The following is a 25,397-nucleotide window of genomic DNA, read 5'->3' as shown; positions in this document are numbered from 1 at the left end:
TCAATCTGTCCTCGCAATATAGCTCAAGTTCGCGATCGGGGAACGAGTAGAAAAACTGCAAATCAATTCAGAAATTAAACCCCTCAATTGCATTTCTCATGAGAATCGATGTGTCAACACGCCCAACCTGAGTAAGAATAGAAAGGGGATCGCGTTTGTTGTGTGGCGCATGGCTACCGCGCAAAAAAGGAGTGACTTCATCCCACAGCGATGAATCACACCGGGCAACATTTCGCATTCTCAAAGCAGCGTGTTCTTATGCGGAAATAGAACTTCCGAATCCGTTGATTTTGGGTCAACTTCGGAGCTTCGCACCCCTTCCTATCAGTCGCCTGCACCCGTTCGCAGCTCTCCCACCTGCTAAAACTGGGAATCTCATCGGCTTGTTGAGTTGTCGATCGCGCAAAGTCAGCATGAGGACTGCCTCAAACGCGACCAGTGACGATGACAGGGCTGATATTCTGACCACTCCGTTCAACACACGAGGACAAATCGCTTCATGGAATTCTCGATCGCTGAGTTACTCGCTAACTTCACAGACGATAAATTAGTCGCTCCCAAAGCTTTAGAGAAAAAGCTAGAGTGCAACGACGAACCGAGCCTGCGCCGCCTCCAGATTGCGCTTGATGCTCTAGAAAAGGTCGGTGTCTTGGTCAAAGAACGCGGAAAATATCGCCGCATGACTGAAGATGGCGTGGTGGAAGGAAAGTTACGCTGTTCGAGTAAGGGTTTTTGTTTCGCGATTCAAGATACGGAAGGCTCTGAAGATATCTATATCCGTGAGAGCCAATTAAATCATGCGTGGAATGGCGATCGTGTTTTAGTCCGCGTGACGAAAGAAGGGAGCCGCCGCCGCAGTCCTGAAGGTGAAGTTCGATTGATTCTTGAAAGAGCGAATCCATCTGTTTTGGCAAGAATTAAAAGAAATGAGGCTGGAGAATTTCGAGCCGTTCCGTTAGACGATCGCTTGTTGTTTGAATTGCAGGTGAATGAAAACGGATTAACGCTCGATGAAGCGATCGATCATTTGGCGCATGTGCAGATCAAACGTTACCCGATCGGACAACATGCACCCCTTGGTAAAGTTGCAAAAGTCTTAGGCGCAGATGATGACGCGGCAGATATTGATATTGTTTGCTGCAAACATGATTTACCGCGTGAATTTTCGGAAACCGTTCTTGCGGCTGCAAAAGAGTTACCGAATAAGGTGACAAAAACGGAAATGAAAATGCGCGTTGATCTGCGTGGATTAACAACGCTCACAATCAAAGCCAGCAGTGAAGATAGTGCGGATGATGCAATTACGCTGGAGAAAACAAAGGCGGGAAATTGGCGATTGGGGATTCATATCGCGGATGTGGCGCGGTATGTGGAATCAGCATCATCGCTCGATCGAGAAGCTCAAAGACGCGGAACTTCGGCTTATCTCGGTGAATTAGTGATTCCAATGCTGCCGGAACAACTGACCGAAAATCTCTGTTCACTGCAACCTGGAAAAGATCGGCTTGCGATTTCCGTCTTGATTACGCTGGATGAATCGGGACAAGTGATCGAATTCGAGATTCAGCCTTCTGTGATTCAAGTCGATTACAAACTGAGTTATGAACAAGCAGAGGCGATTTTAGCTGATCAACATACGGAAGAATTGAAAGAATTCGAGCCGATTTTTGAACTGCTGGCACAACTCGATCGATTAAGTCACGCGATCAAAGACCAACGCCGTAAACGCGGTGCATTTGAACTGAACTTGCCAGAAAAAATCTATGCTCGTCCTGACGGTTCAGAATCGCCAGAAGAAGCAGGCAAATTCACCTTCAGCAAGTTCCACTATGATGACGAAGGCGTTCTCGGTGCGGTTGTCGTTTCTTCCACACTTCCGATTCACTCGATGATCGTTGAATTGATGTTACTCGCCAATCAAACTGTCGCTTCTCACCTGAAAGCGTTAGGAATTCCGGGCGTATATCGAGTGCATCCTACTCCTGATCTCGAAGAAGTGCAAGAACTGGTGAAACTTGCGGTCAGTATGGGAATCGAACTGAAGCTTGAACAGGAAGAAGAAGTTCGCCCCCAAGACTATCAAAACTTCACTCATGCGTTTGCAGAATCGAATGCAGAGCGAGTTCTCACTTACTTGTTGCTTTCCACGATGAAGCCTGCGTTCTACAGCACTGAACCCAAAGCGCATTTTGGTTTGGCGTTAGACGAAGGCTACACTCATTTCACCTCTCCGGTTCGTCGTTATCCCGATTTGCTGGTGCATCGAGCGCTTCATGCCGTGTTTGAAGAAGGACGCGATCGACGTTCCTCCCGCGTGAAAGATAGCGTCGATCTGCGCCATAGTTCTTGTCACGGTCAAATCAATTGGAACGTTCTACCTACCGATCTACATCAAGAACTTGAGAGCCATTTCAAAGGCGTTGTGGTTCACTTAACTGAACGCGAGAAAATTGCTCAAGATGCTGAGAATGACCTCGAAGGCTTGAAGAAAGCCGAACTGATGAAAGAGCGTACAGGCGAAGTGTTCCACGGTCTGATCACCGGAGTTCAATCTTATGGATTGTTTGTGGAACTCGAAGAACTCCTAGTCGAAGGTCTAGTTCACGTCAGTTCGCTCAAAGATGACTGGTACGAATTCCGATCGCGTCAGCAAACCCTAGTCGGTCGGAAAAATCGCAAACAATATCGATTAGGCGATCGGATCGAAGTCCAAGTCAAGAGCGTTGACTACTACCGCCAGCAAATCGATCTCATCGCTGTCGGTGGTGGCAGTGAAGCGACTGATGAAGACCTTGAAGAAGAGCGATCGGACTTCCAGACTGAAACTCCCGATGACGAATTTGGTGAGGAATAATAGAAAGTGCGGGAAATCACACCCGCATTTTCTATTTAGGATTTCGCTGTGAGTAAACGTCCTTTGATTATCGGGGTTTCCGGGGCTTCGGGTCTGATTTATGCCGTCCGCACACTGAAGTATCTTTTATCAGCGGATTACGCGATCGAGCTTGTCGCCTCGAAAGCGACCTACATGGTTTGGCAATCCGAACTCAATATCCGAATGCCACCGGAACCCGTCCAGCAAGAACAATTCTGGCGTTCTCAAGCAGGAGTCGAATTTGCTGGCAAGCTTACCTGTCATTCGTGGGGCGATGTCGGCGCGAATATTGCCAGTGGATCATTCCGTACATTAGGAATGCTCGTAATCCCTTGCAGTATGAGTACGGTCGGTAAACTTGCAGCCGGATTAAGCTCTGATTTGCTCGAACGGGCGGCGGATGTGCAGCTTAAAGAAGGGCGAAAATTGGTCATTGTGCCGCGAGAAACGCCATTTAGTTTGATTCATTTACGCAATCTGACCACATTAGCGGAATCAGGAGCGCGAATTGTTCCGGCGATTCCAGCTTGGTATCACAACCCGAAATCGATCGAAGATTTAGTCGATTTCGTGGTGGCGCGGGCATTGGATCAGTTTGAGATTGATTGTGTGGGTGTCGATCGTTGGAAAGAAACCGATACTTAGAATAAGGAGATTCAGCCGATGATCACGACCTCTCAACGATCGTTTATCAGCCTCAAGCGCCACATGGCAGAGTACCGCCCCCAGCTTGAGAAAGCAATTGCAGCAATCCAAATCCTAGAAGTGGCAGATCCAGACACAGAAGAATTTAGTCAAGCACTGGCTGATCTTCAGGTTGCAGCGACGGTGTTAGAACCCTATTCAGAAGGAATGACCGCATCGATCGAGCGCTTCACAGACGATCGTCCGGATTAATTCCATCTTTACTTCACATTGATAGATAAATTTGTTACTTCAATTTTGAAAATGATGATTTAATTAAATGGCTACAACGCCATAGCGTATGGTATCTTAATCTGTTTTCTCGTTAGCTCGCGTAGATATTTGCACTTAGTCTGCTTGTAGCATTCTGACGTATTTTCCATTTTGTCGATCGCTATTATGAAAGTGCAGTCCTACAGTCCAACACACTCATCTGCAAAAATCGCGAGCAAATTAACTGACAAATTATTTATTCTGAATGAGTCACTTCAGTCTCGCTTGGCTTCTAAATCAAAGCTGAAAATTCTGTTTTCAGATGTAGAGCTATGGCAGAAAGCAATTAGCCCTAGCTTTAACTTGACGCAGCATGAAATTACGTTTGGAGAGCTTTCACCCGACAGCATCAAAGCTCATCATCTCGTCGTGCCGTTGACAATCTCCGACTTGAAATATTTGAATGAAGTTCGCCATTTGATCGTCAATAATCCTATCCCTATTCCCAGTATCGAAACGCTCTTACTCTGTGATGATAAAGTCGCATTTAATCAAACGTTGATTGAGAAAGGATTCGCTGACTTTATTCCAACAGTGGGAGGCGAATTCAGCTATCCCTACATTTTGAAAAAGCGAATCGATCAATGGGGAAAACATAGCTACCTGATTCTCGATGCAGAGCAAGAGCAGGATTTTTCGGATAGATTAAATCATCCAGATTATTTCTCCCAAGCCTTCGTTCAGGGAAGCCATGAATACGCTACGCACATTGTCTTCAAGGATCAAAGAATCGTGTGTTCGATCAATATTGAGTATGGATTTACAACCGAAATGCCAATCAAGGGCAAAGACCACTCGATCTATCGAAAAATTTGCCCTTGCCCGTATCTTAATGTGTTCTCTGCCGTATTGAGCAGCATTGGCTTTGAAGGGCTGTGCTGCGTTAATTATAAAGTTTGGCAGGATCGTCCCTATATCTTGGAAATCAATCCAAGGTTTGGCTCAAGTCTTTGCCCATTCTTTTTTGCCTTCGTGAGACATCTTGATTGGAATTCAGCCATTCTTCCTAAGAGCGGTCGCGCACTCGACTTCTCAATCTAATCGCATTCGGTATCTTTCTGTCAGGCTTCACTCGTGAGCCGCTAAAATATAGAATGTTCGTCGTTCTTTCGGGCGATTTTGTGCTGAGAGAACGCTTAAAACCCACTTTATTTCAATCGGATTTGTGAATCGATCGCAAGTCCGCATTGCGCTCACGAGGAATTCCTTAATATGGTCGAAAGTCGAGATAGAACGCCTACCGCTCAGGAAACCTTTGTCCAAATGGCACAGGCGGCTGGACTGCGGGGACGATTACTTTTAACGATCGGGATTTTGATCTTCGTCCGATTGGGAATTTTTATCCCGATACCGGGCATCGATCGAGCCGCTTTTTCCCAAGCCATTCAAGGCAATAGCGCATTAAGTTTCGTAGACTTATTCGCTGGCGGCGGTTTGAGAACGTTGGGTCTATTTGCCCTTGGCATTCTGCCGTTTATTAACGCTTCGATCATTATTCAACTGTTGACAGCGGCGATACCCACGCTCGAAGATTTGCAGAAGAATGAAGGTGAAGCGGGAAGACGCAAGATTTCACAATACACGCGCTATACGGCGGCAGGTTGGGCGATCGTCCAAAGTACACTTTTAACGATCGGCTTACTGCGTCCGTTTGCTGAGTCTTGGAGTCCGTTCTTTGTGGTGCAAACCGTTCTCGCCCTCACTGCTGGATCGATGTTCGTCATGTGGGCAGGAGAACTGATCACAGAACGCGGTGTCGGAAATGGTGCATCACTGTTGATTTTCCTCAACATTGTGGCGACGCTGCCGAATACGTTGGGACAAGCTTTTGACCTAGCGCAAACAGGCGATCGAGCAGTGGTGAGTAGTGTTGTGATTCTCTTGCTCGTCTTCTTGGCAATGGTTGTTGGCATCGTGTTCGTTCAAGAAGGAACCCGCCGAATTCCGATTATTTCCGCTCGTCGGCAAGTCGGCAAACGAATGATGCTCGAAAGAAGCAGCTATCTGCCTCTACGCCTCAATCAAGGCGGTGTGATGCCGATCATTTTCGCATCTACGGTCTTAACGATTCCCGTGATCATCGCTCAAACGTTTAATAATGCAAACGTGGCGAACTTCATTAGTACCTATCTCGGTCCAACTTCGATTTGGCACAATCTTCTTTACTTTGTGCTAATTCTGTTCTTTAGCTTCTTCTATGCGTCGCTGATCATGCAGCCTGATGACATGTCGAAGAACTTGAAGAAAATGGGATCGAGCATTCCGGGCATTCGACCTGGAAAAGCGACCACCGAGTATGTTGAGCGCGTTTTGAATCGTTTGACCTTCTTAGGTGCTATCTTCTTAGCTATCGTTGCGATCGTGCCTTCGATTATCGAGAATGCAACTCCGGTGAAAGTCTTTCAAGGCTTCGGAGCAACATCCTTGTTGATTCTTGTAGGTGTGGCGATCGACACGGCAAAACAGATCCAAACATATGTGATCTCTCAACGATACGAAGGAATGGTGAAAGAATAGTGGCGCGACTGATTTTTGTCGGACCTCCCGGAGCCGGGAAAGGGACTCAATCGAAATTTTTGGCTGACTCCCACCAGATTCCGCATATCTCCACCGGAGACATTCTTCGGGAGGCGGTGGCTGCTCAAACGCCGCTCGGTGTGAAGGCTCAAGGATACATGGATCGCGGTGAACTGGTACCCGATCAACTGGTGATTGATTTGATTCGCGAACGTTTAGGGAAATCCGATGCTGCATCCGGCTGGATTCTCGATGGTTTTCCGCGCAATGTGGCACAAGCAGAATTCCTTGATGTGCTGCTGGATGAACTGAATCAAGGATGCGATCGTGTGATCAATTTCGATGTGCCCGATGACGTGCTTGTCACCCGAATGCTGAGCCGTGGACGCAAAGACGACAACGAAGAAACGATTCGCCGCCGTCTCGAAGTCTACCGAGAGCAAACGGCTCCATTGATTCACTACTACGAATCGCGTGAGAAGATGGTCACGATCGATGGTGATCAATCGATGGAAGAAGTCGCAGCCGCATTAAATCAAGTTTGCGCTTAATTTTCAAACTTGGAACTGACCAGATTTGAGGCTCGATCGAGCTTTGAGTTTGGTCAGTTTTTTAGCGTGAATTTGATGGTTTTTCGCGCTCCGTTGTTCACCTGCCTCGGAATGGAATTCGGGGCGAGTCAGAATCGCAGCGAAGAGACTCTTACTCAAGCTCGTTGAACTCCGATCGATATTTCACCGTCCCAGAACAGCCATCCAATGCACCGCTTTCCAACTCCAAAACCATAAACGCCTCATCGGGCACTGTGTATTCACATTTCAGCCCTTTGTTTTTAGCTGAAATGAACCCAAAGCGCGAATAATAGTTTGGATCGCCTAATACAACGACAGCTTTACACCCGAATCGATCGCATTCTTTCAATCCATATTCAACCAGCGCTGTTCCAATTCCTTGTCTCTGAAACTCAGGTAGGACTGCTAAAGGTGCAAGTCCAAGCATCAGAGAATTGTTAGATTGACCGTTGATCGCAACTGGACTAAAGAACAAATGTCCAACAATTTGTCCAGATGAAACCGCTATGAAAGAAAGCGTAGGACGAACACTTCGCAATCGATCGACTAAATCTGCTTCACTCGATCGACCAAATCCTGCAATATTTACCTGACGAACCGCTTCGATATCTTCTGGCTTTTCTGCTCGAATCTGCATAAAACGAACACAGTAATTTCGCTCAAGATAACGCACTCCCTCATCCGCAAATCCTCCGTTCGGTAAGCCGTACTCTTTCTAAAGTTGCATTCGATCGCTGGCTTCGCTAAATTAGCACTCAGGGAGCGAGAGTGCTAACTCAAAACTCCAAAAGCCTGTAGACTGGTAAACGTTGAAAAAATTACCAGCAGAGGCGACCCGGTTGGATTATTCAACCGTCAGTATTTGATCGTTTCTTGCTCATCTAGATTGTTGGAGGATTTGTAAATGGCAGCCATCTCTCTTAGCGTGTCCACCGTTAAACCGTTGGGCGATCGCGTATTCGTGAAAGTGAGCGAAGCGGAAGAAAGAACCGCAGGCGGCATTTTTCTGCCCGATAACGCAAAGGAAAAGCCCCAAGTCGGTGAAATTGTCGCGGTCGGTTCTGGCAAGCTCAACGAGAAAGGCGATCGCCAACCGATGGAAGTTCAAATCGGTAACAAAGTGCTGTACTCGAAGTACGCCGGAACCGATATCAAACTCGGTGGCGACGATTATGTATTGCTGTCTGAAAAAGACATTCTTGCCGTCGTTTCATAGTTCTCTCAATCTGTAAACCTCACAAAGCTTTCAACACACTATGGCTAAGCGCATCATTTACAACGAAAATGCTCGTCGTGCTCTTGAACGAGGCATGGACATTCTGGCAGAAGCCGTTGCGGTCACTTTGGGACCTAAAGGACGGAACGTGGTGCTAGAGAAGAAATTCGGCGCACCGCAAATCGTAAACGATGGGGTCACGATCGCAAAAGAAATCGAACTCGAAGATCACGTTGAAAACACAGGCGTTTCTTTGATTCGTCAAGCTGCTTCCAAGACGAATGATGCGGCTGGAGACGGAACCACGACTGCAACTGTTTTGGCTCATGCGATCGTTAAAGAAGGAATGCGGAACGTTGCTGCTGGAGCAAACGCGATCCTTCTGAAGCGCGGTATGGACAAAGCAACGACTTTCTTGGTTGACAAGATTGCGGCTCATGCTCGTCAGGTTGAGGATTCCAAAGCGATCGCGCAAGTCGGAACCATCTCGGCTGGAAACGATGAGGAAGTCGGTCAAATGATCGCTTCGGCAATGGATAAAGTCGGCAAAGAAGGCGTGATCTCGCTTGAAGAAGGCAAATCGATGACCACCGAACTCGAAGTCACCGAAGGGATGCGCTTCGATAAAGGTTACATCTCGCCTTACTTCGCAACCGACACCGAGCGCATGGAAGCCGTTCTCGAAGAACCCTTCATCCTCATCACCGACAAGAAGATCAACTTAGTTCAAGACCTCGTTCCAGTTCTTGAGCAAGTCGCTCGTGCAGGTCGTCCTTTGATCATCATTGCAGAAGACATTGAAAAAGAAGCACTCGCGACCTTGGTTGTAAACCGTCTGCGTGGCGTTCTGAATGTTGCTGCGGTCAAAGCTCCTGGATTTGGCGATCGTCGAAAAGCAATGCTCGAAGATATTGCAGTTCTGACGGGTGGACAACTGATCACCGAAGATGCAGGTCTGAAGCTCGATACCACTAAGCTTGATCAATTGGGTAAAGCTCGCCGTGTGACCATCACCAAGGACAACACCACGATCGTTGCTGAAGGTAATGAAGCGCAAGTGAAAGCTCGCGTTGAGCAAATCCGTCGTCAAATGGACGAGACTGATTCTTCCTACGACAAGGAGAAGCTGCAAGAGCGCTTAGCTAAATTGGCGGGTGGTGTTGCAGTGATCAAAGTCGGTGCGGCTACTGAAACTGAAATGAAAGATCGTAAGCTCCGTTTAGAAGATGCGATCAACGCAACTAAAGCAGCAGTCGAAGAAGGAATTGTTCCTGGTGGCGGTACAACCTTGGCTCACTTGGCTCCCGAACTCGAATCTTGGGCTTCTAGCAACCTCAAAGGTGAAGAACTGATCGGAGCACAAATCGTCGCTCGTGCGTTGACTGCTCCTCTGAAGCGCATTGCTGAAAACGCTGGTCAAAACGGTGCAGTGATTGCTGAGCGCGTCAAAGAGAAAGAATTCAACGTTGGTTACAACGCAGCTACGGGTGAATTCGTTGATATGCTCGAAGCTGGTATCGTTGACCCTGCGAAAGTGACTCGTTCTGCACTTCAGAATGCAGCCTCGATCGCGGCAATGGTGCTGACAACTGAGTGTATTGTGGTTGACAAGCCTGAACCGAAAGACGGTGCTGCGGCTGGCGCGGGTGCTGGTGGTGGTATGGGTGACTTCGATTACTAATCTGAGTCTATAAAACAGAAGGCGCGATCGTTCTTGAGAGGGCGATCGCGCTTTTTTAGCGGAAAATTGTGCGATCGCTTATCCTGATATCAATAGTTCTCTTCCTGTCCGCTTGATTATGTTCAAAGCGCTAAAAATAGAAAATTTTCGAGGATTCAAAGCTTTTGAGCTTCAGCAGCTTGATAGAGTAAATTTGCTGGTCGGTAGAAACAATAGCGGAAAGACTTCTATTTTGGAAGCGATTCAACTTCTTTGCTCACGAGCAAACCTTGAGCCTTTGATTGGAATAATGACAAATCGAGGCGAATATTCCTCAAGCGAGAACCACAGCTTGAATAGACAATTAACGGAAAGTCAAAATCTTGATATTCAGCATCTCTTTTACGGTCATACAGTTCAATCAGCAAGTCATATCTCAATTTCTGGTTCGCATACTGAGGACTGTGAAACGTTAACAGTGTCGCTTGATGGGACATACGGCGATTTCGACTCTCAACTAGAAGAACCAAATGCCTCAGGCTTCAGTCTATTAGTGCAGTGGAAGCTTGAACCAGATACTGAAGAGGTTCAAAGTGAAAATCTTTCTAGACTTGACACTGAACTTAATCTGTTCTACTCGCCGCTTTCTGCGAATTTTGGTCTTTCTACAAACCGAGTACGGTCTCCTCAACGAAAGCCGTATGATATTCCAATCAATATTCCTGCGCCAATTAATACTCAATTTATTACACCATTTTCGTTGTCAGCGCAGAGTATGATCGAGATGTTTGAAGATTTTGTGGTTCTAACACCCGAAGAACAAGTAGTGAATCAAGCCCTTCACACGATCGAATCCAGAATCGAAAGAATTGCGCCCATAAGCTCCAAAAAAAGCACAATTTTTGGTTCACGTACTGGATTTATTGTGAAGCTGACAGGCATAAACGAGCGAGTTCCAATTGGCAGCATGGGCGATGGTATCTGGAGAATGCTAGGACTTGCAATATCAGCAGTTGGAGCAAAAGGTGGGGTTCTACTCGTTGATGAAATTGACACTGGGCTGCACTTCACCGTGATGGTTGATATGTGGAAGATGATCTTACAGATTGCACAAAGGCTAGATATACAGGTTTTTGCGACTACTCATAGTCGAGATTGCTGGGAAAGTCTAGCTGAAGCAGGGCGACTCGAAGAATCTGAGAATGAAATTACGATTCATCGAATTGAACGAGAACGCGATCGCTCAGTTATCTTTAGCGGACGCAAAATGATGATTGCGGCTGATCAGGAAATTGAGGTTCGTTGAGCGTGGCTAAGAGACTTGTACCAAGGAAGCTTATAGTCGAAGGAAATGAGGATAAGCGAGTCATTCCCGAACTAATCGAAAAGAGTGGAATTCAATGGGTCGAGCAGCACAATCCGATTGTTTATATTGAGGCGCTAGACGGATATCAGCAGCTAACTGATCCGGTTGTTATTCAGGCACAGATCGATACGTCCAACTTACAGGCTCTCGGAATTGTCATTGATGCTGATGATCAGCCTGTTTCTCGGTGGCAAAGTGTCCGAAACGCTGTTTGCAGAAGTATTCCTGATATTCCCGAAGAACTCCCAGAAACTGGATTAGTACATCAGGCGCAAAACTCAATTGGTGATCCAATCAGATTTGGGATTTGGATGATGCCCGATAATCGTCTACAAGGGATGCTAGAAACTTTTCTTGCTCATCTAATCGAGACTGAGCAGCAAGAACTTTGGCAATATGCTCAAGAAGCAACTGGCATTGCAAAGACTAAATCTGCTCGATTCAAACAGACGCATACAGACAAAGCGAATCTCTATACTTGGCTTGCTTGGCAAGCTCCACCTGGAAGACAACTTCATCAGGCAATTCAGGAAAAAATTCTGAAGCCAGAGCATCCGACAGCGCAACGATTCGTAGCCTGGTTCAAGGATTTGTATGATATTTGAGCGTAGTAATGCTGCTAACGATCGAATGTATTGTTTTGTAGACAAGCCTGAACCGAAAGACGGTGCTGCGGCTGGCGCAGGTGCTGGCGGTGGTATGGGTGACTTCGATTACTAACCTGAGTCCCTGAACAATGAAGCGCGATCGTTTGAAAGAGCGATCGCGCTTCGCGTTTAAACTATAATTCTCATCAAATTCCTACTGATATTTAATGCAAATACAGAGGTGATTGAACGATGGATAAGCTGACTTACTACAGAGATTTAACAAAAAAAATCCTAACGGAGTATTGCCGCCTAGCATCTAAATCTGATTCTACAAATGTGGAAACTTTTACTGTTTTTGATGACACTAGCAGCAATTACCTTTTGCTGGACATGGGCTGAAATTTAGATAAGAGAATTAAGAACACAATTATCCATGTCCGAATTTATAACGACAAAATTTGGATTGAGGAAGACTGGACAGAATCAGGCGTGGTCACTGATTATCTATACGTTGGTGTCTCTGAGAGCGATCTTGTGCTTGCCTTTCATCCTCCTCATTTGCGGCAGTATACAGATTTTGCGATCGCATAACAAAACTCTGCCCTTCAGATTGCGGTAGAATGCCCTTCGTGAATCGCTGAGTTTTAATCGTGCAATCGTCCTTAAGTTCGATCAATAAAAAGCGCCGTCTCTTGATCGCTGCCAGTGGTACAGGTGGTCATGTGTTTCCTGCGATCGCGGTTGCCGAACAACTTTCAGATTTTGAGATTGAATGGCTCGGTGTTCCCGATCGCTTAGAGTCTCAGTTAATTGGCGATCGCTATCCGATTCACTACATTTCAGTTGCAGGCTTTCAACAAAAACTTGGATTCGGAACATTCAAAGTTCTATCTCGATTGATCCGATCGATCTGGAATGTTCGACAAATTTTGCAGAAAGGTCGATTTGAGGGTGTGTTTACAACAGGCGGGTATATCTCTGCACCTGCGATCATTGCGGCTCGATCGCTTGGGTTACCTGTCATTCTGCACGAGTCGAATGCGTTACCGGGGAAAGTCACACGCTTCTTTGCGCCTTGGTGTACCTTAGTTGCGATCGGCTTTGAAATGGCTGCAAAATCGATTCCAAAGGCGAAGACTGTAGTTGTTGGAACGCCAGTACGATCGCAGTTTAGATCTGCTCTCTCAGAACCCTTAGATTTACCAATTCCTGAAGGTGTGCCGCTGGTTGTTGTGGTCGGTGGTAGTCAAGGTGCAGTAGCGATGAATCAATTGGTTAGACAAGCTGCGCCTGCTTGGTTTGAGAAAGGAGCTTGGGTGGTGCATTTAACGGGAGAGAATGATCCAGAGGCAAAAAGCTTGCAGCATCCACAGTATTTAGCTCTGCCGTTTTATCAGGACATGGCAGCATTGTTTATGCGATCGAACTTAGCAATCAGTCGCTCTGGAGCCGGAACAGTTACAGAATTAACTGTGACTGGAACACCAGCAATTCTAATTCCATTCCCATTTGCCGCAGAAGATCATCAAGCGTTTAATGCAAAAGTGATGGTGAATGCAGGTGCAGCAGAAATGTATCGACAGTCAGAATTGAGTGTTGAACAGCTTCAGAAAGTCGTTCTGGAACTATTAGAAAATCGCGATCGACTTGCAATGATGTCAAATCAAGCAAAGTCGATCGCGATCATTGATAGTGCTGAACGTACTGCCCAGCTAGTCAGAGAAGCAGTTTAGCGATCGCTTGATCGTCTCAAATACACCCAATGGCGATAGTTCGGGTGAACATGCCCTTCAGGTTCTTTGTGCATTGCTTCGGGATCAACCAATGCGCGGTTCTTTTCCAGCTTTTGACGATTCAATAATTTCATGAGAGTTCCTCCTCAATTGAAGTGATTGCAGGAGGCACCTTCAAACCTGTCACCATGCCTTAGAGCATGTCCGAATCTTTTTCTGTGCCTAATACTACTATTCTACAAGATTCTTAGAAATTCATACGGCTGAAGAGAGATTTAGCGAAAAAACTCGGCGACTGAGCAATTGAATCCTATTAAAAGTGGCGAAGATAGCATGTCTTGAGCGAACAAAGTTGCAACCAGTGTTAGAAGCGCATCCTGACGGCGATAAACTTCTAACTGTTGGGTGCGCCAATCGAGAATCCAATACTCTTGCACTCCACGTTCTGCGTACAGCTTTAGTTTTGTTTCTCGGTCTCTTCGTTCATTCTGCGTTCCGGGTGAGAGCACTTCGATGATCAATTCTGGCGCGATCGTAAAATGTCCTTCTTCATCAACTCCGACTGCTAAGCGCTCATTGCTAATCCAAATCACATCAGGAATCACATTATCGGCATCATCGAAGATTACACCTGGAGTCGCCACTGTTTCCCCTAATTGGCTGGTTTCTGACCAGGTATCGAGAATTCTGGAAGCTTTAACGATCGCTTTTTGATGCTTCCAATGCGGCGCACGAGTCATGAGCAAATGTCCATCAATAATTTCGTAGCGATTGCTGCTTTCAGGCAAAAGCTTCAGATCTTCAGTTGTCCAATAGACTCGATTGGTGGCTTGAGACATAGGGACAGGGGACTAGAGAATAGTTGTATTGTATGCGATCGCGCTTGTTGGCAAGCTGAATGCAGCGCCGAACTGATTCGGCTTATTGATTTGCTTTGTTCTGGTGCGTTGCTTGTAATCGCTGTACATCCTTGAAAATAGCAGATTGAAACTCATAGCCGAGTAGCTGTTTCAGTTTTGGGCTGACTTGTTCTAGAAATGTTGGTGATAGCTGCTGCGCTGGATTTTCCAAAGGTCGAATAAACTTAGGATTATAATTTCCGAGGACTGAAACACGCGGTTCGCTGGAATGATTGGTCGATGTGTCGTGCCAACAGAGACCGTGAGACAGCACAACCGACCCCGCTTTTCCAGTAACTTTTTGCGCGGATTGTGCAAACTGATTTGAATCTGGGAATTGGCAAAGCTTTTGAGTGTTGGCGGCAAATAAAGGCGCACCGTTAATTTCTGTAAAGTCTTCCATCATCCAGATGGCTTGAACTTCCAGAACAGGTGTCGCTGGATAAGGAGGAGTCATTGTGAAATAGGGATAATCTACGTGTGCTCCCATATTTGTTGCACCTGGATAGAGAATATGAGCAGAAAAGCCGCCTAAAGTCATATCGCTTCCCAAAATGGCTTCGACCACTTCGATCGCTTGTGGATGCTGTACCATTTGTGCAAAAATCTCTGCTTCGCTCAACAATCTGTATAAGCGCGATCGCTCACCTGTTTTCAAAAAGCGTCCTGCTGGCTCGTCTGCCGCAAGTTTAAGAAGGTGTGACCTCGCTTCAGAGATTTCTCTACCTGTAAATAGCTCTGGCAGCACAACATATCCCTTTCCTTGAACAATTTCTGCTGCTAAAGATGCTGCATCTTGCATAAGCCAATGTCCTAATTACTTCTTGGATTATGGCATTGTAAGGTGCTCCATTGGAATCGCGATTCCTGCTTGAGTTAAGCGCGTTGCTGCGATTTCAATTAGTAAAGATTCGATCGTGGTTTCGCCCCTGTGAAGCGCCTCTAGTCCAGGTAAAACAAACTCTGCTCCTGGCAATTCGTCGAGATCCATGTCTGGTCTGCCTCTGATTGTACGAATCCGTTTTGGCAATCATTCTATCAATCAGCTAAAACGTGAATCCGCTTGAGTGGGATCAAGCTTTTGACTTCCTCGTCGAGCTTTTCATAGTAATCAACAAACAGTCTCCGTAGCTCTACAATTCCAAGCAATGTAATTGGAATACTGGATCGATCTGCCTCATACCGTGCATCTTTCGTATATCCTCCTGTACTCACATAAAGACAGCGATCGCCTGCGCTACGACCTCCGATAAAGGAACGAATATCTTGCGAAGTCATGCTGGTATTTGGGCGATGTTTTACTTCTACAAAAATTCGTGGCTCTTCTAGACCCAGACCATCAGGCGAGGCAAACACATCCACACCTCGATCTGAGCCGCGTGGTGAAACTGTTGTGCGATAGCCCATTGCCCGCAAAATGCCAGCACTAAGCTCTTGGACTTGCTCCCACTGTAGGCGGACAATTCTATCCTCGATCGCTTGTTCGGACTTTTCCAAAAGTTCTGCACGAATCTCGCGTTCAAGATCATTCTGATCTTGAGTTTGGGACAGGACCGGAGAAGCAAAAGGCGCTTGTTGAATTGCTTGTTGTTTTGACTGTATCTCTGTAGTTGGCTTTCCTTTAATCAGAAAGAGCGTTTGTATTGCGCCCAGTGAGTTCTTCGTATCGCTACTCAACGACGTACGCGGAATTTGATATTTCCATTCGACTTCTCGTATGCGCGGTAGTTCTGCAATGATTTCAGGTTTCCACTGATACTCAGATGTGATGACACCAATATAGTACATCTGCTTGTTGCGATCGTGCGTCATGACTGCGTCACCCACTTTCACTTCTCGCATGAAACGCAGAATCTGACTTACGTTTGCCTGAACAGTACCTACTGACTGTGTAGAATATGCTTGCTCGTACAGCAGTATCAGATCAGCTTTCGTCACCGATTCATCAACTTTACCTAAATCTGGCGATCCGATCGCAACAATTTTCTTCTGAATAAATTCTTCTGCGTAGACGCTTTCTCGACCAGCACGAACAAACCAAATCTCACTCATACTTAGACGTGTATGGCAACTCGTATAATATGCCACACCAAGGCAACGCAAACGAATAAAAAAGGCGGGCGTTGTGCCCACCTAAAAGATTGAAAAAGTTAGACGATCGCCCAAAACAAACGATCGCTAATCTTCCTACTCTTCGTCCAAGAGTTCCTCTTCGCTGTCATGCTCATCGACCTGACCGACCGAATTCGCAGACACCTGAGCGCCCATTTCCAACTTCTCGCGCACCTGGATCTCAAGTTCCTTCGCAAGTTCTGGACGCTCTTCCATGTACTTGATCGCATTATCGCGACCTTGGCTGATATTCTCACCCTTGTAGCTGTACCAAGCACCCTTGCGAACAATCACGCTCGTTTCTTCAGCTAGGTCAACCAGACAGCCCAAAGTCGAGATTCCCTTACCAAAGATGATGTCAAACTCTGCAATTCTAAAGGGAGGCGCGACTTTGTTCTTCGCTACCTTCACCTTTGCACGAGTTCCAAACTCTTCGGTTCCTTTCTTCAAGGTCTGAATCCGGCGAATATCGAGCCGCACCGAAGCGTAGTACTTCAGCGCTTGACCGCCTGTGGTCGTTTCCGGGCTACCGTAGGTGACACCAATCTTCTGACGCAATTGGTTGATGAAGATAACCGTACAGCCCGATTTACCGATGTTGCCTGTGATCTTCCGTAGCGCTTGGCTCATGAGTCGTGCTTGCAGACCCATGTGAGAGTCACCCATTTCCCCTTCGATTTCAGCGCGGGGAACGAGAGCCGCTACAGAGTCTACGACCACGACATCAACGGCAGTCGATCGCACTAATTGATCCACGATTTCTAGCGCCGACTCTCCCGTGTCCGGTTGGGAAATCAGCAGGTTGGCAATGTCTACACCCAACGCCGCTGAGTAGCTTGGATCAAGTGCATGTTCAGCATCTACATATGCCGCGATGCCGCCCGCCTTTTGCACTTCTGCGACCGCATGAAGCGCCAACGTCGTTTTACCTGAACTTTCAGGACCGTAGATCTCGATCACCCGACCTTTCGGCAAACCGCCACCCAGCGCCAAATCTAGCGTCAAGGCTCCCGTCGGAATCGTTTCGACTTTCATTCGGGTGGCATCGCCCAGGCGCATGATGCTGCCTTTCCCGAAGTTGCGCTCGATCTGGGTGAGAACGAGACTTAGGGCTTTTTGCTTATCGTTCGTTTCAGTTGTTGTTTTAGCTGCCATTAGCGCCTCAGAAAGTGATGTGAAAAAAGAGAGTGGGGACGGAACGGGATGGGCAATTGTAGCCGAAATGCGATCGAACTATCACCTAATTGCCAAACTTTGTAGCATAGAGAGGATACCGCTCTCAGCACAATTCGTATTTCTTCTTCTAGGGTAACGAGTATGACCTCGAAACTGCCGAATTTGTTGGTACCGGATACCGCCCTGACGGTGGCGGGTCTTACGGCTTACATTCAGTCGCTGGTCGAGCAGGATGATCAACTGCGCCAAGTCTGGCTCACCGGAGAAGTGTCGAGTGCGACGCGGTATCGCAGCGGGTTGTTTTTCACGCTGCAAGATCCGGATGCCAAAGCGACGATTCAATGTGTGGTCTGGAATAGTCAGTTGCATAAGTTAACGACGTTACCCGCTCCGGGTGAACAGTTGATTTTGCTCGGTCGTGTGCATGTGCAGCCGCATCGAGGCAGCTATCAGTTGATTGTCTGGCAAGCACTTCCAGCGGGGGAAGGCTTACGCGCTTTACGATCGCGTCAACTCAAAGACCGTCTCGAAGCCGAGGGACTGTTTGACCCGGAACGCAAGCGCCCGATTCCGACTCATCCGCAAACCGTGGCAGTGGTGACTTCACCGCAAGCCGCCGCCTGGGGAGACATTCAAAGAACGCTCAAGCGACGGTATCCCGGTTTACGAGTGCTGTTTTCGCCTGCATTAGTGCAAGGAGATCAAGCACCCGCCTCGATGGTAAGCGCGATCAAACGAGTCGAGCGGGATGGAAGAGCAGATGTACTAATTCTATCACGAGGAGGCGGTGCGATCGAAGATATGGTCTGTTTTAATGATGAAGATGTTGTAAGGGCGATCGCAAACTGCTCGATTCCAGTCATTGCAGGCATCGGACACCAAAGAGACGAGTCGCTTTCCGATTTGGCAGCGGATGTGATGGCGCATACTCCCACAGCGGCGGCAGAACAGGCGGTTCCTTGTTTGTCGGATTTGTATGAGTTGCATCACGATCGACTTCAATCTTTGAATTTGGCAGTGCTGCAATATTTGAGTGTGGAACACGATCGATTGAGTGGATTGCGCGATCGTATTTCTCGATTGAAGCTCGATCGGTCTTTGAAACAAGAAGCTCAGGTCGTTTCATGGTTGCGTCAACGATTGATTCAATCGACGCAGAGACGGTTTCAAACGGCTGAGCAGCACTGTGAAATGCTTCAGGAAAAATTGACCACACTTGATCCGGCGGCAGTTTTAAAACGGGGATATGCGGTCGTGCGATCAGAATCGAGAATTGTGCGATCGACCGAAGACGTTCACGCGGGCGAAAATTTAACGATTCAGCTTGGAAAAGGGCAAATTGGTGTTACTGTGACCAGCGTATCAGTCGAGTCTGAAGATAAGACGATATAAATGAATTAGCGATCGACTTTTCTAATGAATCAATCCTCAAATGCGAAACCTGAAAAATTGCCTCGTCTTGCTGCTGAATCTTCTTGGAACTACGAAGAGACAGTAGCGAAAGTCGAGCGCATTTTGACGCGGATTGAATCGGGTGAATTGGAATTAGCAGATGTGTTTGAAGAGTTTTCTGCGGCAGTTAACTATTTACGCCAATGTGAATCGTTTTTAGCAGAACGGCAAAAACAGGTAGATTTATTAATTGAAACGCTAACCGATGAAGCGGAATTTTAATGTCAGGAGAAACAGATTTATCTGAATTACTAAAGTCAATGAATCCCATTCTTCGGGATGGTGAATATGTTTTTTGTAGTCTTGATTCTCAGAATACGGATTGGCTAAAACTTGATCCGATTTGTGCATTTCGTGAAGAGGAAGGACTGACATTAATTCTCGATCGACAACAAGCCAATCAAGCAAACATCTCCTACAATTCAGTTTTTCGCCTCATTACATTATCGGTTCACTCTAGTTTAGAAGCGGTTGGATTCTTAGCAGCAATTACTCAAAAACTTGCTGAACACGAAATTAGCGTCAATGCGATTTCGGCTTACTATCACGATCATCTTTTTGTTCCAAGTGTGCAAGCAGAGAAAGCGATTGAGCTACTACGAGAATTCGGATAGATCGGCTTTTAAAACTTTGTCGATCACATAAGGACATTTGCTAGGAAATGTTTCAGACGGCAATCCAGTTTCTGCACTTGCAAGCCGAATTGCTTTACGGTATTGCTTCTCAAGAATCTCTTCTAAATATCTCTTAAGACTCGGAGAATCTTCTAGCGCTTCTTCGATTCGGATCTGATGTTCGACAATGCTCAATCTCCAACTTTCTGATCTACGATCGCATTGATATTGCCACTTCAAAAGGTGCAATAAGACGATCGTTAAATTGCTGGCTAAACTTCTCCGTTCGCTTTTTCCCATATCTTCGATCTCGTCAAGCAGATTCTCCCAGTCAACTTGACTATAATCTTGATGTTTTAGCTTCTCAACGGTGTCCTGAATCCACAATTGATAATCTGTTTGGTACAGATTTGACTGGCTGACTTTAAGTTCTGTATTCATGTGAACCTCTCAGCGTTTTTCCTCATTCTACGCAATACTACCCCGCTTCCAAGCTTCTTTGTAAGAGGTTCCCACATTCCGTAGACTTGCTTTGATCATCTGTTGTTCAAGTAAAGCGCAAAATCGAGCGCGATCGTCACAATAATCCGACAACCCGCCTCAATTGATACAAAATCTGACTGAGCCAATTAAAATAATGGAAAATCAAAGAGTAGGTTCCAATGAAGGCGTTTGAGCTTCCAGCCAAAATTGATCAAAACGGGAAGATAGCTCTGCCAAATCTTCCGCTTGAGCAGATTCCTCAAGACTCTGTAATCAAAGTGATTGTTCTGGTTGATGACTCAGAAGATGAAGAACTGAGAGAATCAGCCGTAGAAAGCTTTCGGCAAGGGTGGGCAGATGTTGTTTCAGGAAATACTCGCCCTGTTTCTGAACTACTCAGCGAACTGGATGACAGCGAATCTCATTCCATCACTGCTGTTTCTGCGGGAGCCATTCAAACTGCCCAACACGACGATAATCTGACTCAACTCATGATTAGCCTTAACGCCTTGGGCAGTCTGTACAAAGAGCAAGGCAGGTTCTCTGAGGCAGAAGCTGTTCTCACAGAAGCGATTCAAATTGCTCACAAATTTCACAACGCTGCTCAATAGGCTGTTAGCCCCGATGCTTGAAATAGCTAACTCTGCCGAAATTCAAATTAAAACCACAGCCAAGTTCGATCGCAAACTCAAGAAATTAGCCAAGCGATATCAAAGCATTAAGCAAGATTTACAGACGCTACTTTTCCAACTTCAAAACGGAGATCGACCTGGTGATAAAGTTGCCGGAGCGAATTACGACATCTTCAAAGTCAGAATTCAGAACAGCGATAACCAGAAAGGTAAAAGTGGTGGCTATCGAATTATTTACTATGTGCAAGTCGCGACGACAATCATCCTGGTTACGGTGTATGCAAAATCCGACCAAGAGAATATTTCAGCGGATGCGATCGACGAAATCATTGCTGAATTTGAGCAGCAAGAACGCGCAACTTAAGGCGCAATCTTAATCTGTAGTCAGGCAATGCTCCCTCGCTTCCGCGCTTCTTTGTAAGAAGTGCCCACATTGCGTAGACCTGCTTTGATCATCTGTTGTTCGAGCAAGGCAAAAAATCGAGCGCGATCGCCTCCTCTAACAACCGCCTGATTGTGCGCTTCAGCCAACGCCACCGGATATCCATAGCCTTTCTGCACTTGAGCGAGTACTAAACTCAATGCCGAATTCAACATCACAGAATCTTTCGCCACCCATGCGGGAACTTCCACCCGTGCAATTTCACTTCCAACATTCACATAGCAAAAATGAACTGCATGATCGCCGTAAAACTCTTGAATCCGAGCCGAACTTTTCCACAAAGGACTCCGCTCACCCGGTTGGAGCAACATTCCCCAAATTGCAGCATCTTTTAGCGGGTCTAGGACTTGGCAAGGTGCTCGATCGACGACTTCACTACAATTCGTCGCACAATCGGGAGCCAGATAAGCACAGCTTTGAAGCCGTAAAAAGTTCATCGCTTCGCCGCTTCTCGATGCGCTGATGTAGCCGACTAGCGGAACCCCGATCGCTTTTAACTGATCCCAAGCAGCTAGAATCGGTGTGAGAATGCGATCGCGTGCCTCCGCGGGCATCTGTTCCAAAAACCAATAGATTAGAGAACCATCAACTAGCGAAATCGTTGGCACATTCATTTCATCGCTCAAGGCTTGTCCCAGTTCTGCCAGAATTTGCGCTTCTAATGCGGTTCGCTGATAGCCCATCCATTCTTCAGTGCGAATCCCCCACTGCCGAGAAACATAGAGATCTTCAGGACGGTAGAACACTTCAGGCAAGCTATCTAACAGCGGTAGCTTACTCTGTCCATAGTGCAGAATGATCCGACCGACATTGATTAAATAGCAATAAGCAATCTCATGATGGCTGGGTGCAATTTGCGATCCATCAGTTGCAATCACTGTATGAGCAGCAGGAGCGGGATCAATTTCGATGCGAGTGTCTAAGGGTTCGATCGGGATTGCAGCCGTGAAACTTAATCGATCACGCCACAGTTCGTGCTGCTCAACGAGTTCAGATTGTCGATCGTTCGCTTGTGCCATAAGCAAATTTGCTCGATCGAGTCTTTGCCGAGTCGCAGTTGCCTCTAGCGTTAACTGTTGACTAATTCCCTGCATCTGTTGAGCAAGCTTCGTGAGATCCAGCATTTTGAAATCAGATCAATTGCACTAGCAGCATATCGCTTTTTTAATGATGATAGGATCTTCATAGAATCAGCAGTAGGATGAATTTAGTTCAGGATAAGACAACCTATGTTTCAGACTGAGACAAAATCGCTTACATTTCAGCAATTTATCGAGCAATACGGCAACCACGATCGATATGAACTCATCGATGGAGAATTAGTTGATTTGGAACCCACTGGACTGCATGAACAAGTTGCTGCTTTCGTATCGCGGAAGTTGAATGTTGCGATCGATCAAGCTGATTTACCGTTCTTCATTCTTCAACGCTGTTTAGTCCGTCTGCTTGGAACTGCCACGGCTTTCCGTCCTGATGTTGATGTGCTCGACCAAAACGCACTAGGAAGAGAACCCCTCTGGCGACAAGAATCAATCATTACGTTGGGAACTTCGATCAAACTGGCGATCGAAGTCGTAAGCCAGAATTGGGAGAATGACTACGCCCGTAAAGTTGAAGACTACGCAGCGTTGGGAATTCCTGAACTCTGGATTGTGGATTATCTGGGTCTTGGCGGACGAGATTACATTGGCTACCCTAAGCAGCCCACATTAACAATTTGCGAACTTGTAGCAGAGAAATATCAGAAACGGTTATTTCGTGGAGATGAGCGCTTAATTTCTCCGACTTTTCCATCGCTACAACTCACAGCACAGCAAATCTTTGCAGCAGGGCAGGCATGAGAATGAAGTAGACTGCAACTTTTGTGGGACTGGCATCTTGCCAGTTCGGGCAGGTGAGGACACCTACCCCACAAGTTAGTCAACATCCCTAAGTTGCCAATTTCAACACATTCAAGCTAAACGTGATCAGCGTCAAGAATGTAATAAAGCCGATCGAATCGAGCAGCGTTGTCACGAGTGGACCACTGACTAATGCCGGATCAAGCTTTAATCGCTTTAATCCCATTGGAAGTAAGGTTCCGAGTGTGACTGCTACTAAGCTATTAGTTGCCATGACGATCGCAGCAACAACCCCAACCCATCGTTCTTCTGGCTTTGTCCAAATCAGCGAGAGGACAAACATCGTGATTCCTAATGCTAGTGCGGTTCCTAGTCCGGCAAGAAGTTCCCTTTTCAAAATCTTCATCGTGTCTTTTGAGGTGACTTCTCCGACACCGAGCGATCGAATTGTCACGGTCAATGCTTGAATCCCAACGGTTCCGCCCGTATTCGAGAACAAGGGCATGATCACCGCTAATACGGGAACTGCTGCGATCGTCGATTGAAACGGAGAAATCGCGCTCGATGCTCCGATGTAGAGTCCCATGATTCCAAGCAACCAAGGCACTCGATTTCTCAGTTTCTCGATCGGGCTTGACAGCGACGATTCATCTCCACCGCCACCCGCGAGTTTTTGAATGTCTTCGGTCGCTTCTTGTTCGAGAATATCGACGACATCATCGACGGTGATAATTCCGACTAACCGATCTTCTCGATCGACGACCGGAACCGCGATCAAGTCATAGCGCTTCATCAATTGCGCCACTTCTTCTTGCTGCATGTCGGTACGCGCTCGAATCACGCGATCGCTGCCAATATTCTCGATCTTCGTATCTGGAATCGAGAATACCAACTGCCGCAAAGATACAACCTGCTTCAGCTTGCGGTTATTGTCGGTCACATAAGCGTAGTAGATCGTTTCCTTGTCTCGGTCAGCCAATCGAATCTTGTTCAGAGCTTCGCCAACCGTCAAACCTTCCCGCAGTCGAACATATTCCGTGGTCATAACCCGACCTGCGGTTCCTTCGGCGTACCCTAAAATTGTTGCGGTTGCTTGCCGTTCTTCAGGGCTGAGTTGTTGAACGAGACGTTTGACGATTCCCGCAGGCAACTCATCGAATAATTCGGCTCGATCGTCTGGGCGCATCGATTCGACGATATGCCGAACTTGAATATTTTGCAGAGAGCCGATCAGTGATTCTCTGACCTCTGGTGGCAAATACTCGAAAACATCCGTCGCCTGAGTTTTATTCAATAAACGAAATGTGATTGCCCGCTGTTCGGGTTCGAGATCAGTAATGTAATCGCCTACATCGATCGCAGGCAGTTCATTAAGTTCCAGCTTCAAGCGGTTTAAGTCCGAAATACCCGCGAGCGTTGCTCGACTGTCTTGAGTCAGCATTTAACTTCCCTCCTTGATCTTCCTCGCGCTGGAAGACCCAAGGCATCCACGCTAGGAAAGGTTTGCTGTGTTGAATAAATGGACTTCGTCCATGAATGTGTAAGAACGCAACATCAATACCCCTACTGGGCATCGCTGATTCCATGCTAACCCTGAAGCTGGTTTTTCACAATGTCTCCAAGAACACGGAGCGGAAAATACCGTCTTTTGGCGCAAGTGGACTCGATCGATGGTCTACCCTAGTTGGTATAGTTCCTCTTTCCAATGACGCATCCAAAAACAGGAAAAGTTTCAACACAAATGATTCGAGGGTTTCTCATTTTCAATTTGGTATTTTTTATACTCAGCGGTTGTCGGTCTCCCGAACCGATCCGAATCGAAGTTTCGCCTTCTCCAGTCGCATCCACCCCAAAACCGTCTCCGCAGCCCACCGGAAAGACGATCGCGATCAATATTTTCCAGCTTGATAATCAGTGCAATGAATTTGTCACGACGAAAGAAAGGGTTCCGGCAAATCAACCCGTGACGCAAGCGATCGCGAAAACGCTCTTAAAAGCGAATAGCGAAAGTCTAGATGTGGCGGGCTATCGCGTGAGAGTTAAGTCTGGAGTCGCAACGATCGATTTTCGTCCAATTCCGAAGGCGCGTCGATCGCTCACTTCACTTGCGAATTGTGAACAGTTGGCACTATTTGGAAGTGTGCGGCGGACGTTGACGCAAAATCCGGCACTAAGAATTAAATCGGTCAGGTTTACCGATCGAGGGCAGTTGATTAAGCCTCAATGAGACGATCGCGAACTTTCGTACGATCGACAAGAC

General features: G+C 46.8%; 30 protein-coding genes and 1 pseudogene. 20 read left to right on the top strand and 11 right to left on the bottom strand.

The genetic code is table 11. The features are described from left to right. Positions 1-499: 499 nt before the first annotated feature. The 6 genes from NIES2104_RS22530 to NIES2104_RS22505 all read left to right on the top strand — a co-directional run bounded on the left by NIES2104_RS22530 (position 500) and on the right by NIES2104_RS22505 (position 6,900). Positions 500-2,854: a ribonuclease R family protein gene (locus tag NIES2104_RS22530; RefSeq protein WP_059000498.1), complete on the top strand. Its 2,355-nt coding sequence runs from the start codon at positions 500-502 to the stop codon at positions 2,852-2,854. A 48-nt stretch (positions 2,855-2,902) separates the two neighbouring features. Then, positions 2,903-3,520, top strand: a complete 618-nt coding sequence (locus tag NIES2104_RS22525; protein WP_059000497.1) for a flavin prenyltransferase UbiX — start codon at positions 2,903-2,905, stop codon at positions 3,518-3,520. A gap of 18 nt (positions 3,521-3,538) precedes the next feature. Continuing rightward, positions 3,539-3,772, top strand: a complete 234-nt coding sequence (locus tag NIES2104_RS22520; RefSeq protein ID WP_059000496.1) for a hypothetical protein — start codon at positions 3,539-3,541, stop codon at positions 3,770-3,772. Positions 3,773-3,958: 186 nt separating this feature from the next. Then, positions 3,959-4,873, top strand: a complete 915-nt coding sequence (locus tag NIES2104_RS22515; RefSeq protein WP_059000495.1) for an ATP-grasp domain-containing protein — start codon at positions 3,959-3,961, stop codon at positions 4,871-4,873. A 171-nt stretch (positions 4,874-5,044) separates the two neighbouring features. After that, positions 5,045-6,349, top strand: coding sequence for a preprotein translocase subunit SecY (gene secY / locus NIES2104_RS22510; RefSeq protein ID WP_059000494.1), 1,305 nt, complete (start codon positions 5,045-5,047; stop codon positions 6,347-6,349). Next, a complete protein-coding gene (locus NIES2104_RS22505) occupies positions 6,349-6,900 on the top strand; it encodes an adenylate kinase (RefSeq protein ID WP_059000493.1) in 552 nt (183 codons plus the stop codon). Before secY ends, NIES2104_RS22505 begins: the two co-directional genes overlap by 1 nt. Before the next feature lie 3 nt (positions 6,901-6,903). Here the strand turns inward: NIES2104_RS22505 and NIES2104_RS32465 are convergent, their stop codons facing one another. Together NIES2104_RS32465 and NIES2104_RS22500 are read right to left on the bottom strand one after the other, a co-directional pair. Next, positions 6,904-7,059 (bottom strand): hypothetical protein, encoded by a 156-nt coding sequence (locus NIES2104_RS32465; protein WP_192843618.1) that lies wholly within the window; start codon positions 7,057-7,059, stop codon positions 6,904-6,906. Further along, positions 7,052-7,558, bottom strand: coding sequence for a GNAT family N-acetyltransferase (locus NIES2104_RS22500; RefSeq protein WP_059000492.1), 507 nt, complete (start codon positions 7,556-7,558; stop codon positions 7,052-7,054). The genes NIES2104_RS32465 and NIES2104_RS22500 overlap by 8 nt, the downstream gene beginning before the upstream one ends. Before the next feature lie 267 nt (positions 7,559-7,825). On the opposite strand from NIES2104_RS22500, the gene groES reads away from it, so the two are divergent. From groES to murG, 7 genes and pseudogenes are all read left to right on the top strand, one after another. Further along, the gene (gene groES, locus NIES2104_RS22495; protein WP_059000491.1) at positions 7,826-8,137 is read left to right on the top strand and encodes a co-chaperone GroES; all 312 of its coding nucleotides are present in this window, start codon (positions 7,826-7,828) and stop codon (positions 8,135-8,137) included. A gap of 40 nt (positions 8,138-8,177) precedes the next feature. Beyond that, positions 8,178-9,818 (top strand): chaperonin GroEL, encoded by a 1,641-nt coding sequence (gene groL, locus NIES2104_RS22490; protein ID WP_059000490.1) that lies wholly within the window; start codon positions 8,178-8,180, stop codon positions 9,816-9,818. Positions 9,819-9,936: 118 nt separating this feature from the next. Then, positions 9,937-11,103 carry an ATP/GTP-binding protein gene (locus NIES2104_RS22485; protein ID WP_059000489.1) on the top strand — a complete coding sequence of 389 codons (1,167 nt, stop codon included), beginning with the start codon at positions 9,937-9,939 and terminating at the stop codon, positions 11,101-11,103. 2 nt (positions 11,104-11,105) lie between these two features. Further along, positions 11,106-11,768 (top strand): DUF3226 domain-containing protein, encoded by a 663-nt coding sequence (locus NIES2104_RS22480; RefSeq protein WP_059000488.1) that lies wholly within the window; start codon positions 11,106-11,108, stop codon positions 11,766-11,768. After that, positions 11,758-11,883 carry a hypothetical protein gene (locus tag NIES2104_RS33570; protein ID WP_263971014.1) on the top strand — a complete coding sequence of 42 codons (126 nt, stop codon included), beginning with the start codon at positions 11,758-11,760 and terminating at the stop codon, positions 11,881-11,883. The genes NIES2104_RS22480 and NIES2104_RS33570 overlap by 11 nt, the downstream gene beginning before the upstream one ends. A gap of 119 nt (positions 11,884-12,002) precedes the next feature. Next, positions 12,003-12,344, top strand: a pseudogene (locus tag NIES2104_RS33085) (XisI protein). Positions 12,345-12,403: 59 nt separating this feature from the next. Continuing rightward, a complete protein-coding gene (murG, locus tag NIES2104_RS22475; protein WP_082690062.1) occupies positions 12,404-13,486 on the top strand; it encodes an undecaprenyldiphospho-muramoylpentapeptide beta-N-acetylglucosaminyltransferase in 1,083 nt (360 codons plus the stop codon). Here the strand turns inward: murG and NIES2104_RS31940 are convergent. The 6 genes from NIES2104_RS31940 to recA all read right to left on the bottom strand — a co-directional run bounded on the left by NIES2104_RS31940 (position 13,483) and on the right by recA (position 17,652). Beyond that, entirely contained in the window at positions 13,483-13,620 is a 138-nt protein-coding gene (locus NIES2104_RS31940) for a hypothetical protein (protein ID WP_156427022.1), read from the bottom strand. The two genes, murG and NIES2104_RS31940, sit on opposite strands and share 4 nt — an antisense overlap. A 141-nt stretch (positions 13,621-13,761) precedes the next feature. Continuing rightward, positions 13,762-14,325: a Uma2 family endonuclease gene (locus tag NIES2104_RS22470; protein WP_059000487.1), complete on the bottom strand. Its 564-nt coding sequence runs from the start codon at positions 14,323-14,325 to the stop codon at positions 13,762-13,764. Positions 14,326-14,407: 82 nt separating this feature from the next. Then, positions 14,408-15,187, bottom strand: coding sequence for a phytanoyl-CoA dioxygenase family protein (locus NIES2104_RS22465; RefSeq protein ID WP_059000486.1), 780 nt, complete (start codon positions 15,185-15,187; stop codon positions 14,408-14,410). A 27-nt stretch (positions 15,188-15,214) separates the two neighbouring features. After that, a complete protein-coding gene (locus tag NIES2104_RS31935) occupies positions 15,215-15,376 on the bottom strand; it encodes a hypothetical protein (protein ID WP_156427021.1) in 162 nt (53 codons plus the stop codon). Between the two features lie 47 nt (positions 15,377-15,423). Further along, the gene (locus NIES2104_RS22460; protein ID WP_059000485.1) at positions 15,424-16,437 is read right to left on the bottom strand and encodes a restriction endonuclease; all 1,014 of its coding nucleotides are present in this window, start codon (positions 16,435-16,437) and stop codon (positions 15,424-15,426) included. A gap of 135 nt (positions 16,438-16,572) precedes the next feature. Then, complete coding sequence (gene recA, locus NIES2104_RS22455) at positions 16,573-17,652, bottom strand: recombinase RecA (protein ID WP_059000484.1); 1,080 nt, start codon at positions 17,650-17,652, stop codon at positions 16,573-16,575. Positions 17,653-17,814: 162 nt separating this feature from the next. Here recA and xseA point away from each other — a divergent pair, with 162 nt between their 5' ends. Genes xseA through NIES2104_RS22440 form a run of 3 tightly spaced genes read left to right on the top strand, consistent with a single transcriptional unit; the run spans position 17,815 to position 19,739 of the window. Next, the gene (xseA, locus tag NIES2104_RS22450) at positions 17,815-19,065 is read left to right on the top strand and encodes an exodeoxyribonuclease VII large subunit (protein ID WP_059000483.1); all 1,251 of its coding nucleotides are present in this window, start codon (positions 17,815-17,817) and stop codon (positions 19,063-19,065) included. Between the two features lie 24 nt (positions 19,066-19,089). Beyond that, on the top strand, positions 19,090-19,347 hold the full coding sequence (gene xseB / locus NIES2104_RS22445) for an exodeoxyribonuclease VII small subunit (RefSeq protein ID WP_059000482.1): 258 nt from the start codon (positions 19,090-19,092) through the stop codon (positions 19,345-19,347). Continuing rightward, positions 19,347-19,739, top strand: a complete 393-nt coding sequence (locus tag NIES2104_RS22440; RefSeq protein ID WP_059000481.1) for an ACT domain-containing protein — start codon at positions 19,347-19,349, stop codon at positions 19,737-19,739. Before xseB ends, NIES2104_RS22440 begins: the two co-directional genes overlap by 1 nt. On the opposite strand, the gene NIES2104_RS22435 is transcribed toward NIES2104_RS22440, so the two are convergent. Continuing rightward, the gene (locus NIES2104_RS22435) at positions 19,722-20,180 is read right to left on the bottom strand and encodes a DUF29 domain-containing protein (protein WP_059000480.1); all 459 of its coding nucleotides are present in this window, start codon (positions 20,178-20,180) and stop codon (positions 19,722-19,724) included. The genes NIES2104_RS22440 and NIES2104_RS22435 overlap by 18 nt on opposite strands. A gap of 221 nt (positions 20,181-20,401) precedes the next feature. Here NIES2104_RS22435 and NIES2104_RS32460 point away from each other — a divergent pair, with 221 nt between their 5' ends. Continuing rightward, positions 20,402-20,833 carry a tetratricopeptide repeat protein gene (locus NIES2104_RS32460; RefSeq protein ID WP_059000479.1) on the top strand — a complete coding sequence of 144 codons (432 nt, stop codon included), beginning with the start codon at positions 20,402-20,404 and terminating at the stop codon, positions 20,831-20,833. A gap of 13 nt (positions 20,834-20,846) precedes the next feature. Beyond that, positions 20,847-21,218: a type II toxin-antitoxin system RelE/ParE family toxin gene (locus NIES2104_RS22425; protein ID WP_059000478.1), complete on the top strand. Its 372-nt coding sequence runs from the start codon at positions 20,847-20,849 to the stop codon at positions 21,216-21,218. Positions 21,219-21,238: 20 nt separating this feature from the next. Here NIES2104_RS22425 and NIES2104_RS22420 read toward each other — a convergent pair whose 3' ends face one another. Next, positions 21,239-22,420, bottom strand: coding sequence for a DNA double-strand break repair nuclease NurA (locus tag NIES2104_RS22420; RefSeq protein WP_059000477.1), 1,182 nt, complete (start codon positions 22,418-22,420; stop codon positions 21,239-21,241). A gap of 105 nt (positions 22,421-22,525) precedes the next feature. On the opposite strand from NIES2104_RS22420, the gene NIES2104_RS22415 reads away from it, so the two are divergent. Further along, positions 22,526-23,137 (top strand): Uma2 family endonuclease, encoded by a 612-nt coding sequence (locus NIES2104_RS22415; protein WP_059000476.1) that lies wholly within the window; start codon positions 22,526-22,528, stop codon positions 23,135-23,137. An 88-nt stretch (positions 23,138-23,225) separates the two neighbouring features. Here NIES2104_RS22415 and mgtE read toward each other — a convergent pair whose 3' ends face one another. Beyond that, positions 23,226-24,578 carry a magnesium transporter gene (gene mgtE, locus NIES2104_RS22410; protein ID WP_059000475.1) on the bottom strand — a complete coding sequence of 451 codons (1,353 nt, stop codon included), beginning with the start codon at positions 24,576-24,578 and terminating at the stop codon, positions 23,226-23,228. Between the two features lie 300 nt (positions 24,579-24,878). Between mgtE and NIES2104_RS22405 the strand changes: the two genes are divergently transcribed. Next, complete coding sequence (locus NIES2104_RS22405) at positions 24,879-25,364, top strand: GerMN domain-containing protein (protein WP_192843617.1); 486 nt, start codon at positions 24,879-24,881, stop codon at positions 25,362-25,364. Positions 25,365-25,397: the final 33 nt, after the last annotated feature.

It is taken from the genome of Leptolyngbya sp. NIES-2104 (assembly GCF_001485215.1).
GTDB lineage: Bacteria > Cyanobacteriota > Cyanobacteriia > Leptolyngbyales > Leptolyngbyaceae > Leptolyngbya.
The sequence above is the reverse complement of the archived record's forward strand: the minus strand, read 5'-3'. Positions and strand labels throughout refer to the sequence as shown.